The sequence below is a fragment of the Paludibacterium sp. genome, from assembly GCF_019232825.1.
Classification (GTDB): Bacteria; Pseudomonadota; Gammaproteobacteria; order Burkholderiales; family Chromobacteriaceae; genus Paludibacterium.
In genome coordinates, this window is the sequence record NZ_JAFAND010000113.1 from 1 (window position 1) to 16,080 (window position 16,080).

Sequence of the window (16,080 nt, forward strand, 5' to 3'; positions counted from 1 at the left end):
CGAGCCATCGGATGGCATCGGCCGGCGTGATGTCACTAACGCACGCGCGACCGTGCAGAGCGAGGAGGAGAAATTCATGCGGCAGACAGAGACAGCAAATCAGAACGAGCCGGCGGAGATTGAGGAGGGCGAATTCATGCTGACCGAGGAAGAGCTCGAACGCGCGCAAACGCCCGCTGCAGCGCTCAACCAACCGGCAGAGATTGAGGACGCCGCATTCATGCTGACCGAGGCGGAGTACGAACAGGCGCAAGACGCTGCCCCGCCCGGCGGCGCCGTGGATTCACGCTTGGGCGGGTCGGACTTTGCGCTGTTGCAAAGCTGGTTAGGGTCCTCAGCGAACACGAACGTCATGGGGTGACGCGGATCTGATCGTGCGGGATGCGTGTTGCGCATCGGTTGAGAACGCTTGGTGAAGGAGGTGAGGGTGGCGGGGCGCCGCCACGATGGTTGACGTTTTTAAATGGCATTTAAGAACCTCTAAAGGGGATGCTATGAGCACATTTAAACTGCTTAGAACCTATAAGCGGGATTCGGACGGTCAGACAGTATTCGTCTTCAAGGCGCCGCGCGTCGACGACGCCGATCCGGGGCAAAACAAGTTGAAGCAGGAGGGGGAAAAAGACCTCCAGTCGCAGGAGGGGATGAACGGTACCTATTGGGTCACCGCCAGGGGCGAGGTGGCGATGGTCCTCTCCCCGCCAACCGATCTGGGCGAGGGGCAAAAGGTAAAAGCCAGCCTCACGCTGTCCAGTTACGACGGCTCGGCCGTCAAGACGTTTTCGTTCACCTATGTGGGGGTGAACGATGTGGCGCAGATCCTTGCCGCGCCGATCGAGATCGACGAGCAGCACCACGCGTCGCTGACGCTGGCCAGCCAGCCGCAAGTGGTGGACGCGGACCGCGGCGAAGACCGCTTGAAGGGACAAGACTGGCGCGATGTGTCGCTTCGGCTGGACGATGACTCGATCGTGTCGGGCGTCCGATATAGGGTCGACCAAACCGGCAAGCTGGTGGTGGATACCAGCCGGATGCAGGATTTGCCGTCCGATCAGGCGGCTCATGGCAAATTGGCGGTGGAAAGCTTCGACGGCACGGCCAAACAAGAGGTGGACTTTCGCATCAAAGGCGCCGATAACCCGGCCGAGATCGAGGAGGGCGAATTCACGCTGAGCGAGACGGTGTATGAAGAGGGGCTTGCCGCGGCTAACCATGCGGCCATCATCCACGCCACCCCCATCGAATTGAACGAGGAGGATCGGCAGGTACGCATTGAGGTGGCCAACCCGCCGACCGTGGACGATGCCGATGCGGGCGAGAACCGGTTGGCGCCGTTGGCGCGGCAGGAGGTGGCGCTGCAAACCGGCGGCCGGGTGGTGACCGGGCTGTTTGCCGAGGTGGACACGTCGGGCAAGCTCTTCCTCGACAGCAGTCAGCTTGCGCAGATGAGCGCGGGCGAGGAAGCGTTGGGCACGCTTACCGTGTACAGCCTGGATGGCAGCGCGAGCCAGCAAGTGCCTATCCGTGTGGCCGGCCAGAACGCGCCGGCAAAAATTGTCGGCGCCATTTCAGCCTCGCAAAGCGATCTTCTGTCGGCGGATGGCGCGCAGCCGTCTGACGAGGCCTTCCCCGTGCCCGGCCGTATTGCCTCGTCGGAAATTCATGGCTCTGCCGCGAATGACGCACTGAACGGGACCGAGCGTCCCGATCGCATTTACGGCCATGAAGGCGACGACCGTATCGACGGCAAGGGCGGCAACGACCGTGTCAGCGGCGGTCCGGGGAGCGATGTGTTCGTGATGTCCTCCCTGCCGGATCAAGACATGGAAACCGATACCGTGCTGGATTTTCAGCTCGACATCGACCGCCTCGATCTGAGCGCGTTGCGTCAGCGCCACCCCTCGCTAAACGCGGAAGTGCTGCGCGATGACAGCAAGACGGCGCTGTTGATCCGGCAAAGCGAGGATGTCGCACCGACGCTGCAGATCGTGCTGGAAGGCGTGGCGATGCCGTCGGATCTGTCGGATCAGGAGATCGTGCAACGCCTGACCCTGGTTGCCTAAGCGTTAGGCGCGGGCGCGCGTCCCGGGGGCGCGCCCGTTTTTCTCTAGGCGGAGGTTCTCCCAAGATGATGAACGGAAGTTTTGCGTCATGAGCAACATGACGTTACGGCTCCTCGGCAAGAAAATGATGGGGAGCCAGTTGGTGCACGTATTCGCGCTGCCTACCGTCGAAGACCCCGATCCTGATGAAAATGCCCTGGTGACACACCGCGATTGGCGCGTGATGTTGTCGCTGGCAGGCGATACGCTCGGCTACTACCGTGTAACGGCCTCAGGCATTGAAATCGCTTTTACCGATGTGCCGCGTTTGGCCAAAGGGCAGGCGGCGGTAGGCGAAATAGACGTTACCAGCTGCGACGGCACCTCGGCGGCATTGAAGGTGCGCATCGGCGGCGACAATACCCCGGCGCGAATCGAGCCGTTGCAGCTGACGTTGCCCGAGCGTCTGCGCGGCAAGGACGTGCCCTTTGCGCCGCCCGCCGTCTACGACGACGACGCGGGCGAAAATCGGCTTGGCGAGCAGGACTGGACCGATTTCGCTCATGGCCGCTACCGCATCGACGACACGGGCCGGATCGTGGTGCGAGCGGATAAGCTGCCGCCTTTGGCGGCGGGGCAGGTGCTGAGTGCCCAACTGGCGGTAACGAGCGTTGACGGCAGCATCGGCTGGGTCAGCCTGCGCTTTGTCGGCGAAAACGATCCGGGACGCATGAAGCCATTCGTGCTGCGTTTTGACCACCATGAAGTTGGGCACAGCCAAAGTGTGCAGCCCGAAGTGCTGGACGCGGACCCGGGTGAAAACCGGTTGCGGGCCATGGCCCCGACAAGGGTGGGGCCGCTGAGCTACCGTGTCGACGAAAGCGGCGCCGTGACGGTGACGTTACTGGAGCCTGCCGCGCTGCAGCCAGGGGCCTTGTTGCCTTATACCTTGCCGGTGCGCACCGCCGATGGCGGCGCGGCGTATCTGCACGTCAATATCCAAGGCCCCGAGGGGTACCGGCCTCGCGCCGACAGCGGCGTGCTGCGCATTGCCGCGCGGGAGCCGCAGCCGGTCGATCTGATGCCGATTTTCGACCAGTCGGGCAGCATGGCGCACATCGATTGGGATGGCCGAGGAGGTTGGCAGCGCCCCTGCCTGTTATGGCTCAAATATGGGCAACAGCGAATGCTCGCCCATCTCGAATTGACGGGTGAGGTTCGCGTCAAGCCGATGATGTTCGATCACGGCGCTTATACCGCGTGGGGCGATCGCAACGGCTCGCCGGCACAGTTGCGCGAAACGGGCTGGGTGAGCGCGGCCGCGTTCAACGAAGAGCAACTTCAATCCGGCGTCATGAATCTCAACGTCGATTACAACGCCCCCACCAACCTTGCCTCGGTGCTGCAATCGTTGCCCGATGCCTTTGGCGCGGGATCCGGCCGCGCTGGTGCGCGCAAAATCGTGGTGCTGTATACCGATGGCGACGTATCCGGCCTGACCTCGGCGCAGATCGGCGAATTCCAGCAGCAGCTGGCGTCGCGGGGCATCACGCTGCACGTCATTCAAATCTGCGCGCCGCCGGCCAACACCGGCGTGACGCTCGACGGCAACCCCATCACGCCGGCGATGCTGCTCGACAAGCTCAGAACCGAGCAGGGCAAGTCGATCCGAGTGGCGGATGGGCAATGGCTGGCGCCGCTATTGATTGGCGCGAGCCAGGCCTATCAGGCGGAAGGTTCTCTCGGATCGGTCGGCAGGCCGGGCGGCTACGTGAGCCAATTATCCATCGCGGGCGACACGTGGCGTTTCAATGGCCATAGGTTCATCGACGGCAATATGTCGAAGGCGCATTACGACCCGGGCCGAGGCAATCTGACTCTCGACACGGGAGCCTTGCTCGTCACCGTGAATATGTTCACGGCGGACTATACCGTCACGCAGCAATACCGATCGGAAACGCATCAGCAGCCCTTGTTCTTCTCGTTGAAAGGCCCTGATGGCGCCGAATCCCACGGCACCGTGACCATCGCCTTGTCGCCCGACATGCCGTTGGTCGCGCCGAAGGGCTGGCCGATCAACGCGGGGCCTGCCCGCGCGGCCATCGTCTGGACCGGGAGCGACGACGATGATCATTTCGTCGGTTCGCCGGGCGATGACACATTGTACGGCCATGGCGGCCGGGACTTGCTCTTTGGCGGCCTGGGCGAGGACCAATTGTATGGCGGGGGCGGCAATGACGAGCTGTATGGCGGTCAAGGCAACGACGCGCTGTATGGGGGTGACGGCAATGACGTGTTGTACGGCGATTGGGGGCACGACACGTTGCGTGGTGGCGCGGGCAACGATTATTTGTTTGGCGGCCCGGACAATGACTGGTTGGATGGCGGCGAAGGCGACGACGTGCTCGTTGGCGGCATGGGCAACGATCGGCTTTTCGGCGGCGCGGGCCGAGACCAGTTCAAGTGGCATGCCCGGTTGCCGGAGATGATTGAGGGCCTGTCGGACACGCCTGAAATCGATCGCGTGATGGACTTCGAGCAGGGGCAAGATCAGCTCGACCTGAGCATGCTGTACCGCTATCACCCGGAAATGAAACTGATGCTAAGGCCCTTGATCGATGACAACAAGCCCAGCACGGCGCTCGAATTTAGCATCGCGGATAAGGCGCCGCCATCGCTGCAGATCGTGTTGGTCGGCCATACCGTGTCCGACATGGAAACGCTTCGCGCTTATCTCAGCGATGGCACCTCTGAACGAATGGCCTTTTGACCGCTTTACCGCCGGCAAGACGGCGTCTCGTTTTGGCGTAGGACAATACGGAAGTGAGCGGGGGCCGAGTTGGGGGGTGTTTCGCCCGCCTGAAGGGTGTTTTATGGTCGAAAGCGTTTCATCAAGCCTGATTGGAATGTGAACATGATGTTAAGAGCACGAACTTTCCCCATCCCGCTTTGGCTCGCGCTGTGCGCTCAGCCGACGCTGGCCGCGCTGTCGTTGCCGGAGGTGGCGGCCAGCGCCGTGGCGCAGAGCCCCGAGGTGCGCATCAAAATGCATCAGTATCTCGGCGCCGAGGCCGATTACCGGGCGGCGCGCGCCCGTTTCTTTCCCGAGGTGGACCTCGGCCATACCAGCGGGCGGACGGTCAGCGATGCCGACGCCTATGGCAATACGTTCCGACGTACGGCCGACTCGCGGGCGTGGTCGCTGAGCATGACGCAGAGTCTGTTTCATGGTTTCCAGACGCTTTATGAGACGCGGCGGCAGGATCATGCCAAAAGCGCGCAATACTTCCAACTGCTAGACGTCAGCCAGCAGCAGGCCTTGGAAGCGGCGCGGGCTTTTCTCGATGTCTCGCGCCATCGGGCATTGCTGGTTGCGGCGCGGCAGAGCCATGACAGCCATCAACGCATTTATCAGAAAATCCACAGCAAAGCGCGCCCGCAGAATGGTGTGGCGGTGGCCGCCGGGGTCGATTTGGAACAGGCGGCGGGGCGCTTGGCGCTGGCGGACGCCAATATGTTGACTGCGGAAGCGAATCTGGCCGATGTGTCCGCCCGTTATGCCCGCCTGGTCGGCACGGCGCCGCCCGGCGATCTGGCGCGCTTCACGCCGCCTTCGCCGCCGCCAGCACGGGCGATGACGGTCGACGCCACGCCGGCGGTGCTGGCCACGCGCGCCGCGGTCAGCGCGGCGCGGCAGCAGGTTCAGGCACGGCGCGGCGCGTTTCTGCCGCGGCTGGATGCGCGTGCGCGGCAGGAGTGGGGCAGCATGCCGTCAGGGGGCCTGGGGGTGGGCGCGCCCGTGCGTGTGCGACAGACGGTGGAGCTGATCGGCGTGCTGAATCTGTCGCGTGGCGGCGCCGACAAAGCGCGGCTCGCGCGCGCGGCCGAAGAGCTGAATGCCGCGCGCGCGCAGCAGGACAAGGTCTGCCGCGAAGCGCGCCAGCAGTGGGTGATGGCGCAAAACGAATGGGAAAAATTGCAGCGCAAGATCGGTTTCCTGCAGCAGCACGCCTTGGCCAGCGAAAAAGTGCGCGATGCCTATTGGGCCCAGTTCGAGATCAGCCGGCGCACACTGTTGGATGTGCTGGACAGCGAGAATGAGTTTTTCCGCTCGCGCTCGGCGTTGATCGACGGCGAGGCGGACTTGGCGCTGGCCGGTCTGCGCACGCAGGCCGCCAGCGGCACCTTGCTCGATGCGCTGGGGATTGCCCCGGCCTTGCCGGCGCCTGCCGTGGCGCAGGCCGACGCCGAGGACGCGCCCTGCGTCGCGCGCGACGGCGCGGTCGATAACCATGGCTGATAAATGGTTTTAAAAACAGATGCTTATTGTCGGTTGCATCAAGCCGCCGGCTTGACGGCGGACGGCCTGGGCGCGCATAATGCGCCGCGTCTGGAACAGGCTCCCATAGGGGGCCTGTCGTCTTTTCTCGCGGCTTGCCGCTCCGAACCGACCGAATAGCGATGAAATCTCCCGAACTGCTTTTGCCCGCGGGCACCCTGGATAAAATGCGCGCCGCCTATGATTACGGCGCCGATGCCGTCTATGCCGGCCAGCCGCGGTATTCGCTGCGCGCGCGCAACAACGACTTCAAGCTGGAAGAGCTGCGCCAGGGCATCGAGGAAGCGCACGCGCGCGGCAAGCAGTTCTACGTCGCCTCCAATATCCTGCCGCACAACGCCAAGATCAAAACCTACCTGGCCGATATGGAACCCGTCATCGCCATGCGCCCCGACGCGCTGATCATGGCGGACCCCGGCCTCATCATGATGGTGCGCGAGCGCTGGCCCGAGATGCCGGTGCATCTGTCGGTGCAGGCCAATACCGTCAATTACATGGGGGTGAAGTTTTGGCAGAAACTGGGTCTGACCCGCATCATCCTGTCGCGTGAATTGTCGCTGGATGAAATCGCCGAGATCCGTCAGGAATGCCCGGATATGGAGATCGAGGTGTTCGTGCACGGCGCGCTGTGCATCGCCTATTCCGGCCGTTGTCTGCTGTCGGGCTATTTCAATCGCCGCGATCCGAACCAGGGCACTTGCACCAACGCCTGCCGCTGGGACTACAAGGTGCACGACACGCAAGCGGACGATGCCGGCGACGTTGCACGCATCGACTTCGATTTCCGCCGCGAGCAGGAAGAAGCGGATAAGCAGTTCGCCGCCTGCGGCGGCGCCGAGCGGCACCCGCTGGCCGATAAGACCTATTTGATCGAGGAGGCGAGCCGGCCGGGCGAACTGATGCCGATCGTCGAGGATGAGCACGGCACCTACATCATGAATTCGCGCGATCTGCGCGCAGTCGAGCACGTCGCGCGTCTGGCCGAGATCGGTATCGACTCGTTGAAGATCGAGGGGCGCACCAAGTCGCTGTATTACGTGGCGCGCGTGGCGCAGGTTTACCGGCGCGCCATCGACGACGCCGTGGCCGGCCGGCCGTTCGATCCCGCCTTGCTGTCCGAGCTGGAGGGTTTGGCCAACCGCGGTTATACCGATGGCTTCCTCGAACGCCACCATACGCACGAGTATCAGAACTACCTGACCGGCCATTCGCAGGCACATCGCAGCCAATACGTCGGCGAGGTGCTGGAGGTGGATGCGGCGGGCTGGGCGCTGGTCGACGTCAAGAATCGCTTTGCCGTGGGCGACCGTCTGGAAATCATTCACCCGCGCGGCAACCGCGTGCTGCAACTGCTGGAGATGACGCGCAATGGCGAGGCGTGCCTAGTGGCGCCAGGCAACGGCGTGCAAGTGCGTATTCCCGACATGGCGGGCATGGATAAGGCGCTGATCGCCCGTTTCCTGTAAGCCGCGTTGTCTGCCCCAGGATGGTGCGTTTCCCGTTTGGGGGCGCACCATTTTTGTTTTTTGGGCCGTTTGGGCGATGCCTTGGTCCATCGCTTGCCAAGAATGCGATCCCCCTGGGGGATCGACACTGTTGCAGGATTTCCACCTACCCCCGCCTACACGTCATGAGCGGTTTTTGCTGCCATGACACTGGGGTGAATTAAGAAAAAAAGCATATCAGCGAATAGTAATACCTTTTCCCCTCGTGCTTTTCCCATTGATCTTCCTGGTTGTTTCTCGCGATGGTGCCACGTTGGCGCGTTTCTCGGCGCCGGATTCGTCGCGGCGTCGATGTAGCGTTTTCTATGCATGTTGCATTGCGGGATGAATATTTATTGCCTCCTTACCAAATAATGATTAAAAAGTAGTGACAGAGATCAAGTTTTGTGTGGATTTGTTAAACACTCAACGAGGTCGATAGCTAAAAAAAGAGAATAAACAACAGGCGTGGAACCACCGCGCCACATTCCTTCCGCTCTGCATCTCGCTTTTGGATGACGTGTTTCGCCCCATCCTGGGGCATGGCCAGGTTTGGTCTGCTGTATCGACGTTGCGTTGCCAGAGTGTGCATGTTTCTTGCTTTAATGCACATGTGGTATGCCAATGTGCTTGAGCGGCCCCCGCGGGCCGATCGGCTGGCGCCCATGGCGTTCTTGGGGCCCCCTACCGGATCTCGCCGGTGAGGGTGTGATGCTGTATGGAGATACTTAGGGAACCGTTATGAAACACAAATTCGCCGCAAAACTGCTGTGTTCGCTGGCGCTGACGGCGGCGGCCATGAGCGCTTCGGCTGCGGATACGCAGCTGAACGTTTACAACTGGTCGGATTACATCGCCAAGAGCACGATTCCGGGCTTTGAGCAAAAGACCGGCATCAAGGTGAAATACGACGTCTACGACAGCGACGACACGCTGCAGGCCAAGATGCTCACCGGCAACTCCGGTTACGACATCGTAGTGCCCACCTCCAATTACATGGCCAAGCAAATCGAGGCCGGTATCTATCTCAAGCTCGACAAGTCAAAACTCCCCAACCTGAAAAACCTCGATCCGGCGCTGATGGCGCAAGTGGCGCAGGCCGACCCGGGCAACAACCACGGCGTGCCCTGGGCATGGGGCACGGACGGCTTGGGCTACAACGTGACCAAGGTTCAGGCATTGTTGGGCAAGGACGCGCCGCTCGACAGCTGGGACATCCTGTTCGACCCGAAATACGTCTCCAAACTCAAGGGCTGCGGCGTATCGGTGCTCGACCAGGCCAACGACGTGTTCGCCGTGGCGCTGCACTATTTGGGCAAGGATCCGAATAGCCACAACCCGGCCGATCAGCAGGCCGCCTTCCAGTTGTTGAAGAAAATCCGTCCGTACATCACCCAGTTCAATTCGTCGGGCTATATCAACGACCTGGCCAACGGCGACATCTGCTTTGCGCTCGGCTGGTCGGGCGACGTCAATATCGCCAAGCGCCGCGCCGCCGAGGCCGGCAAGTCGTACAAGATCGAGTACATGATTCCGAAGTCCGGCGCGCCCTTGTGGTTCGACATGATGGTGATCCCGAAGGACGCGGCGCATAGCCAGGCCTCGCTTGAGTGGATCAACTACATCGAGGACCCGAAGGTGAACGCCGCCATCACCGACGAAGTGTTCTATCCGACCGCCAACCTCGAGGCGCGCAAGTACGTCAACCCGGCGATCGCCCACGATCCGACGATCTATCCGCCGCCGGCCGTGATCAAGACGCTATTCCTGCTGCGGCCGATTCCGCCGGACATTCTGCGCCTGCAGAACCGTCTGTGGACCCAACTGAAGACCGGACGTTAAGAAGCCCGGCATGGCCCGCCCGGGGGTATTCCACCCCCGGGTTTTTAAAAAGTCAGACCAGAGACAACTAGATACCATGATGAACGAACGCATGAATGGCCAGGTGGCCCAATCGGCCCAGACGGAGCGCGAGGATCTGGTCCAGATCATCGATGTGGTCAAGAACTTTGGCGAGCATGTAGCCCTTAACCAAGTGAGCCTGACGGTCAAGAAGAAAGAGCTGTTCGCGCTGTTGGGCAGCTCCGGCTGCGGCAAGTCGACCTTACTGCGCATCTTGGCCGGTTTCGAAACCGCCACGTCCGGCAAGGTGCTGGTCGATGGCGAGGACTTGAGCCGCATTCCCCCGTACCGCCGTCCCGTCAACATGATGTTCCAGTCTTACGCGCTGTTCCCGCACATGTCGGTGCAGGACAACGTCGCCTTCGGCCTGAAGCAGGAAGGGGTGCCGAAGAATGAAATTCAGGAGCGCGTCGACGACGTGCTCGAACTCGTACAAATGCGCAAATTCGCCCGCCGCAAGCCGCACCAGCTCTCCGGCGGCCAGCAGCAGCGCGTGGCGCTGGCGCGCAGTCTGGTCAAGCGGCCGAAGCTGTTGTTGCTCGACGAGCCGATGTCGGCGCTGGACAAGAAGATCCGCCAGAAAACCCAGCTGGAACTCGTCAACATCATCGACAAGGTCGACGTCACCTGCATCATGGTGACGCACGATCAGGAAGAGGCGATGACCATGGCCACGCGCCTGGCGGTGATGAGCGAAGGCGAGATTCTGCAGGTCGGCACGCCGAACCAGGTGTACGAATACCCCAACTGTCGTTTCACCGCCGAGTTCATCGGCTCGACCAACCTGTTCGAGGGCGTGGTGGTGGAAGACGAGCCGGATCACGTGTTCGTCGAGTCGCCCGATCTCGACGCGCGGTTGTACATCAACCACGGCATTACCGGTCCGCTGGGCATGCCCGTGGCGGTGTCGATCCGTCCGGAGCGGGTGCGCGTCTCGCGCGAGAAGCCGGAGCAGAAGTACAACTACGCCCGCGGCGTGGTCAAGGATCTGGCCTATATGGGCAGCTACACGCTCTATCACGTGCAGTTGGAAAACGGCAAGGTGATCGTGGCCAACCTGTCGAGCCTGGTGCTGTCGAGCGACGATGCGCCGAGCTATGACGACGAGGTGTGGGCGAGCTGGAATGAATCGAGCCAGGTGGTGCTGACATCATGAAACTGATCAAACTGCTCTCGCGCTACGTGCCCTCGGGACGCACCGGTGTCATCGCGTTTCCGTTCCTGTTCCTGTTCCTGTTCTTTTTCGTGCCGTTCATCCTGGTCATCGGCATCAGCTTCTCGCAGCAACAGATGGGGATTCCGCCTTACTCCCCGCTGACGCATCTGCAGGACGGCGTGCTCAACATCGCGCTCAACCTGGGACACTACCAGTTCCTGATGAACGACGATCTGTATATCGCCACCTATATCAGCTCGCTGCAGATGGCGCTGGTTTCGACCCTGCTGTGTCTGTTGATCGGCTATCCGATCGCGTACTACATCGCGCGCTCGGACCCCTCCACGCGCAACACGCTGATGATGCTGGTGATGCTGCCGTTCTGGACCTCGTTTTTGATCCGGGTGTATGCCTGGGTGGCGATTCTCAAGAACGACGGTCTGCTCAACCACTTTCTGATCTGGCTCGGGCTGATCCACGATCCGCTCCGGCTCTACCACACCAACTGGGGCGTCTATATCGGCATGGTGTATTCCTATCTGCCGTTCATGATCATGCCGTTGTATGCGCACCTGGTGAAGATGGACCTCACCTTGCTCGAGGCCGCCTACGATCTGGGCGCCAAACCGTGGAAAGCGTTCTTCCAGGTGACGCTGCCGTTGTCCAAGAACGGCATCATCGCCGGTAGCCTGCTGGTGTTCATTCCGGCGGTGGGGGAGTACGTGATCCCGGAACTGTTGGGCGGCGCCGACACGCTGATGATCGGCCGCGTGATGTGGAACGAGTTCTTCGACAACATCGACTGGCCGATGGCCTCCGCCGTCACCTGCGCCATGGTGATACTGCTGTTGGTGCCGATGGCGTTGTTCCAGCACTACCAGAACAAGGAATTGGAGGAGTCCTGACATGATCAAACCCAACAAGACCCTCTCCGCCACCGTGCTGGGACTGGGATATCTGTTTCTATACCTGCCGATCGTGCTGTTGGTGATCTATTCGTTCAACGAGTCGAAGCTCGTGACCGTCTGGTCGGGGTTTTCCACCAAATGGTACGCGGCGCTGCTCGACGACGACGAGCTGATCACCGCCGCCTGGCTCAGCATCCGCATCGCGCTGTTGACCGCCACCGCCTCGGTCGTGGTCGGCACGATCGCGGGCTTCGTGTTGGCGCGCTTCGGCCGCTTCCGCCTGTTCACGCTGTTCACCGCGATGATCAACGCGCCCTTGGTGATGCCGGAAGTGATCATCGGTATTTCCATGCTGCTGTTGTTCGTGCAGATGGGGCAGTTCCTCGGCTGGCCCGAGGGGCGTGGCTTGGTGACCATCTGGATCGGCCACACCACGCTGTGCGTGTCCTACGTGGCCATCATCGTGCAGTCGCGCGTCAAGGAATTGGACATGTCGCTGGAAGAGGCCGCCATGGACCTGGGCGCGACGCCGGGCAAGATCTTCTTCGCCATCACGCTGCCGCTGATCTCGCAGGCGCTGGTGTCCGGCTGGCTGTTGTCGTTCACCCTGTCGCTCGACGATCTGGTGTTGACCGCCTTCCTGTCCGGGCCGGGCTCGACCACGTTGCCGATGGTGGTGTTCTCGCGGGTGCGCCTGGGCTTGAACCCGGAAATGAATGCCTTGGCGACGCTCTTCATCACGTCGGTCACCATCGGCGTGCTGGGCGTCAATTGGTATATGCGTGCTCAGGAGCGCAAGTTGGCGCGCGAGATCCGGCTGGCTTTTGCCGAATCCGCCGCTTGATTAAAGCAATAAAACTAAAACGTCGTCATACAAGGGAGATTGTCGCATGAAGAAACTCGTGATCAGTGCGCTGATCGCCAGCTTGCCGGGCATGGCGCTGGCCGACAGCACCAGCGAGCAGATCGCCCAGCTCAAGGCGCAGCTGTCGGCGATGCAGGCCAAGATGGATGCGTTGGAAAAGCAGCTGGATGCGCAACAGCAAAACGGCATGTCGGCCGATGATGCGGCCGACGTGAAGGAGAAGGTGTCCAAACAGGAGCTAGTGGTCGACCAGTTGCAGAAGACCGTCAACGAGGGGCCGCTCGCCGGCCTGTCGGTGACCGGCTATCTGGACCCGACCTTCATCTTCAACAAGGACAGCAACTCGTCCTCGTTCGAGTTCGCCAACCGCACCAGCAACTACAACTACGACAACAGCACCATCGGCGATGTCTACTTGGATATCAAGAAGACCTTCGGCCAAGGGCCGACCGCGCCGTCGGCCGAAGTGGTGATCATGCCGAGCCGCGGCGCGGGCACGACGTTGCTGTATAGCGAGAAGGGCCAGGACAACAGCATCCTCAACTCGGCGCAGATCAACTTCCCGCTCAATGATCAGTACGCGATCATTGCCGGCTTGATCCCGGGCTTTGGCGGTTATGACGTGACGCAGTCGAACCAGATGTACACCATCACCCATAACTTGCTGTACGACTTCTCCGATCCGGGCACCTTCGCCGGCGCCGGCTTCACCTGGAGCCACGGCGACTGGGCGACCAAGCTGATCGTCGGCAACGAGCAGAACCATACCCGCGGCAACGTGGTGTCCAACGGCAACGGCACGTCGTCGAACAACACGCCGTCGGTGATGGGCCGCGTCGACTATACCTACTCGTCCGCCATCGACCTGGGCGGCTCGCTGACCGTCGGCCGTCAGACTTTGCCGACCGCGCCCAATAACCAGACCGCCAATGCCTGTGCCGCAGGCACCTACGGCTATCAGTGCTCGTCCTCGAGCCCGTATAGCGGCTATGCCTACGGCGAGGCCGACGCCACCTACAACCTCAACAACGAGACCGTGCTCAATGCCGAATTGTCTTACGGCAAGCAACAGAAGGCCGCGTTCAACGGCGGCGACGCCGCTTGGTACGGCGCCTCGCTGCAGGGGTTCCAGAAGTGGGATAGCGATAGCTTCGGCAAGATGGGCGCCACGCTGCGTTACGACTACCTGAACGACAGCAAGAACGGCGGTGGCGGCGGCGGCATCGGCTTGAACGCGACCGCCCAATCCGGCAACGACCCGAACAACGGCTGGGGTGTTGACCCGGCCTGCCTCGCCGCCAACGGCGGCGTGCCGGGCAACGTCTGCAAGGGCGCGGTACGCCAGGCGATTACGGCGGACCTGCTGTTCTTCCCGACCGACCAGCTGACGCTGAAGTTCGAGGCGCGTTACGACAAGGCCAACCAAAGCGTGTTCCTGCGTAACGACGGCAGCTACAGCAACTACAACACGGTGCTGGGCGCGCAGATGGTGTACAGCTTCTAACGCTTGCGCAGGTGTCGATCAGCTGGCCCCGCCTTTGCGGGGCCGGTTTTTTTTAGTGTGCCATGCGCAGTCCGAAACTCACATCCACGATGACTTGGCATGTTCCGGCGTGTAACTGGTCTGCTCGCAACACGCGACGGAAATGCAATTAAGACGAAGGGCGTACGAAATTGCCAGTGGGCTGATGGATTTTTTCAAGGACAAAATTTCATATGCTACCCCCAGAATAACCTCAAGAATAAGAATGGGACCCGTTAAAAAGAGGGTGACATTGTCTTTGGCATCCATGGTGTCGTAGCGGTAATTGCTGAGTCGGTAAAGATAGTGACTCTGTGGAATGTTGTCGTTTGGCCCAAGGTCGAATTTGTTTTTAAAAATGAATTTATAGCGGCGCCGTATTTCTCGCAGGATGATCATAACCAGCCTTGCGTTTTTCGTGGCGGCCAATAGGTTGTTGTTATATTCATAGAATGTTTCCAATGCCGCCAAGGAAATTAAGTCCTTGTGCGCGCCAATTTTCGGCGCAGGCAATGCCGGGCCGTTCCATTGGGAGGCACGGTCGATAATGTGCGGCACAATGCTGGCGTCTTGTTCGTTGAGGTATCGTTCGTGCAACGATAGATCGGCATTGCTGCTCGCGTCCCTGTTTTTGAGCTGTCGCCGGCGTCGCAGAAAGTACTCGGAGCGCACCAGGTTTTGTATGTTGTAATCGGCACGCTCGGATAATGGTCCATAGATAGCGATGAGCGAAGGCAATGTATCGACATCGATATACACGCCGCCATGTTGATACAGTATTAGCAGTCTAAGGATGTCCGCGGCGGCGGCTGCGTTTCCGCGCAGCGTCAATTCCAAATAGTAAATATCGTAGAAAAACGGATCAAAAAATACGCTGGTATCGTCGCGGATGTCGATGAAGCTGTATTTCGTCTTCAGAACGGAAATATGCTGCCGCGCTTGTGTCAGCGATCTCTGAAGCTTGGATGACACGGATGGCGCGCGTTGGTGCGTTGCCAAAATGAGTGCCTCGTCAAATGAGTGTCCAACACGAACCCAATCATCCATGGTGTTTTTGAATGTTGTTTGCCATTCTATGATGCGTTCCATCGGTGTTTCATTTGTTACGCCATAGAGCAACTTGAATGTACTGGTATAAAAATTGAACAGTAAGAAATGACTGTCGTAGTAAATGGTGACGCGGCCATTTATGCCGATAGCCTCTCGCCATATGTCGATATATTCCAATGCGACCAATTTTATGCTGCCAATCCAAATGAAGAAATAGTCATTCAATGCTTGAAAGTTTGTAGGTTGAAAGTCATATTTGCTATTGTATTTTCTTATGATGATTGCAATCTTGTGTTCTTTTTCAGCCAAGATTAATGCATCAAATTTTTTTGCAAAACGTGCCACGATCAATTTTTGATCATTTATACCCATCGTTGTCGTCACTCCAGTGTCAGCATGTATGTAGCTTCTGAAAAAAATTCTTCTGCCGGCAAGTGCATCCTTCGCGAAGGCGTATCCCGTTCTGTAGGGCGCAATCGCCGCGCAACGCGCGGCATTGCGCCGAACGCCTGACGACAGCATCTAGTTTTAATTCATAGGGGGCGATTGTTGGCTTCGCCTGATTGTCGCCATTGCTTACACCATATAGCTCATCACAACCATGCTTTTTAAAAAACTCAATGCAGCGTTCATTGGTGTGGTGGGTTAAATCGTGGGTGTCATAATTTTTATGAGGTAAGTGATATGGCATTCATCTGTTTTAATTAATTTTTCTCTTGTAAAGCATAGTTATTGTGGTTGAACTTAATAGCATGGAAAATATCAGATGGTGGTGCCATCTGTTATTGATGGTATGTTTTAATTGTGATTGT

Annotated in this window: 11 protein-coding genes; 10 read left to right on the forward strand and 1 reads right to left on the reverse strand. The window is 59.8% G+C overall.

Annotated elements, in window-relative coordinates; translation table 11 throughout:
* The 10 genes from JOZ06_RS14495 to JOZ06_RS14540 form a co-directional block, all read left to right on the forward strand.
* On the forward strand, positions 1-361 hold a 361-nt coding region (locus JOZ06_RS14495), incomplete at its 5' end, for a hypothetical protein (protein WP_293233643.1).
* Positions 362-494: 133 nt separating this feature from the next.
* Positions 495-2,063 (forward strand): calcium-binding protein, encoded by a 1,569-nt coding sequence (locus JOZ06_RS14500; RefSeq protein WP_293233645.1) that lies wholly within the window; start codon positions 495-497, stop codon positions 2,061-2,063.
* Positions 2,064-2,160: 97 nt separating this feature from the next.
* Positions 2,161-4,812: a VCBS domain-containing protein gene (locus tag JOZ06_RS14505; protein WP_293233647.1), complete on the forward strand. Its 2,652-nt coding sequence runs from the start codon at positions 2,161-2,163 to the stop codon at positions 4,810-4,812.
* Between the two features lie 144 nt (positions 4,813-4,956).
* A complete protein-coding gene (locus JOZ06_RS14510; protein WP_293233649.1) occupies positions 4,957-6,342 on the forward strand; it encodes a TolC family protein in 1,386 nt (461 codons plus the stop codon).
* A gap of 161 nt (positions 6,343-6,503) precedes the next feature.
* On the forward strand, positions 6,504-7,847 hold the full coding sequence (gene yegQ / locus JOZ06_RS14515) for a tRNA 5-hydroxyuridine modification protein YegQ (protein ID WP_293233651.1): 1,344 nt from the start codon (positions 6,504-6,506) through the stop codon (positions 7,845-7,847).
* Positions 7,848-8,606: 759 nt separating this feature from the next.
* The gene (locus JOZ06_RS14520; RefSeq protein ID WP_293233653.1) at positions 8,607-9,707 is read left to right on the forward strand and encodes a polyamine ABC transporter substrate-binding protein; all 1,101 of its coding nucleotides are present in this window, start codon (positions 8,607-8,609) and stop codon (positions 9,705-9,707) included.
* Positions 9,708-9,786: 79 nt separating this feature from the next.
* Positions 9,787-10,923: a polyamine ABC transporter ATP-binding protein gene (potA, locus tag JOZ06_RS14525; RefSeq protein ID WP_293233704.1), complete on the forward strand. Its 1,137-nt coding sequence runs from the start codon at positions 9,787-9,789 to the stop codon at positions 10,921-10,923.
* Positions 10,920-11,828: an ABC transporter permease subunit gene (locus tag JOZ06_RS14530; RefSeq protein WP_293233655.1), complete on the forward strand. Its 909-nt coding sequence runs from the start codon at positions 10,920-10,922 to the stop codon at positions 11,826-11,828. Before potA ends, JOZ06_RS14530 begins: the two co-directional genes overlap by 4 nt.
* A 1-nt stretch (position 11,829) precedes the next feature.
* Positions 11,830-12,675, forward strand: a complete 846-nt coding sequence (locus tag JOZ06_RS14535) for an ABC transporter permease subunit (RefSeq protein ID WP_293233657.1) — start codon at positions 11,830-11,832, stop codon at positions 12,673-12,675.
* Between the two features lie 46 nt (positions 12,676-12,721).
* Complete coding sequence (locus tag JOZ06_RS14540; protein WP_293233659.1) at positions 12,722-14,200, forward strand: DUF3138 family protein; 1,479 nt, start codon at positions 12,722-12,724, stop codon at positions 14,198-14,200.
* Positions 14,201-14,278: 78 nt separating this feature from the next.
* Here the strand turns inward: JOZ06_RS14540 and JOZ06_RS14545 are convergent, their stop codons facing one another.
* Entirely contained in the window at positions 14,279-15,790 is a 1,512-nt protein-coding gene (locus JOZ06_RS14545; protein WP_293233660.1) for a TcdA/TcdB catalytic glycosyltransferase domain-containing protein, read from the reverse strand.
* Positions 15,791-16,080: the final 290 nt, after the last annotated feature.

Coding starts and splice junctions, on each gene's coding strand:
- potA (WP_293233704.1), top strand. CDS start 9,787: ATGAACGAACGCATGAATGGCCAGGTGGCCCAATCGGCCCAGACGGAG.
- JOZ06_RS14540 (WP_293233659.1), top strand. CDS start 12,722: ATGAAGAAACTCGTGATCAGTGCGCTGATCGCCAGCTTGCCGGGCATG.
- JOZ06_RS14520 (WP_293233653.1), top strand. CDS start 8,607: ATGAAACACAAATTCGCCGCAAAACTGCTGTGTTCGCTGGCGCTGACG.
- JOZ06_RS14535 (WP_293233657.1), top strand. CDS start 11,830: ATGATCAAACCCAACAAGACCCTCTCCGCCACCGTGCTGGGACTGGGA.
- JOZ06_RS14510 (WP_293233649.1), top strand. CDS start 4,957: ATGATGTTAAGAGCACGAACTTTCCCCATCCCGCTTTGGCTCGCGCTG.
- JOZ06_RS14530 (WP_293233655.1), top strand. CDS start 10,920: ATGAAACTGATCAAACTGCTCTCGCGCTACGTGCCCTCGGGACGCACC.
- yegQ (WP_293233651.1), top strand. CDS start 6,504: ATGAAATCTCCCGAACTGCTTTTGCCCGCGGGCACCCTGGATAAAATG.
- JOZ06_RS14500 (WP_293233645.1), top strand. CDS start 495: ATGAGCACATTTAAACTGCTTAGAACCTATAAGCGGGATTCGGACGGT.
- JOZ06_RS14545 (WP_293233660.1), bottom strand. CDS start 15,790: ATGCTGTCGTCAGGCGTTCGGCGCAATGCCGCGCGTTGCGCGGCGATT.
- JOZ06_RS14505 (WP_293233647.1), top strand. CDS start 2,161: ATGACGTTACGGCTCCTCGGCAAGAAAATGATGGGGAGCCAGTTGGTG.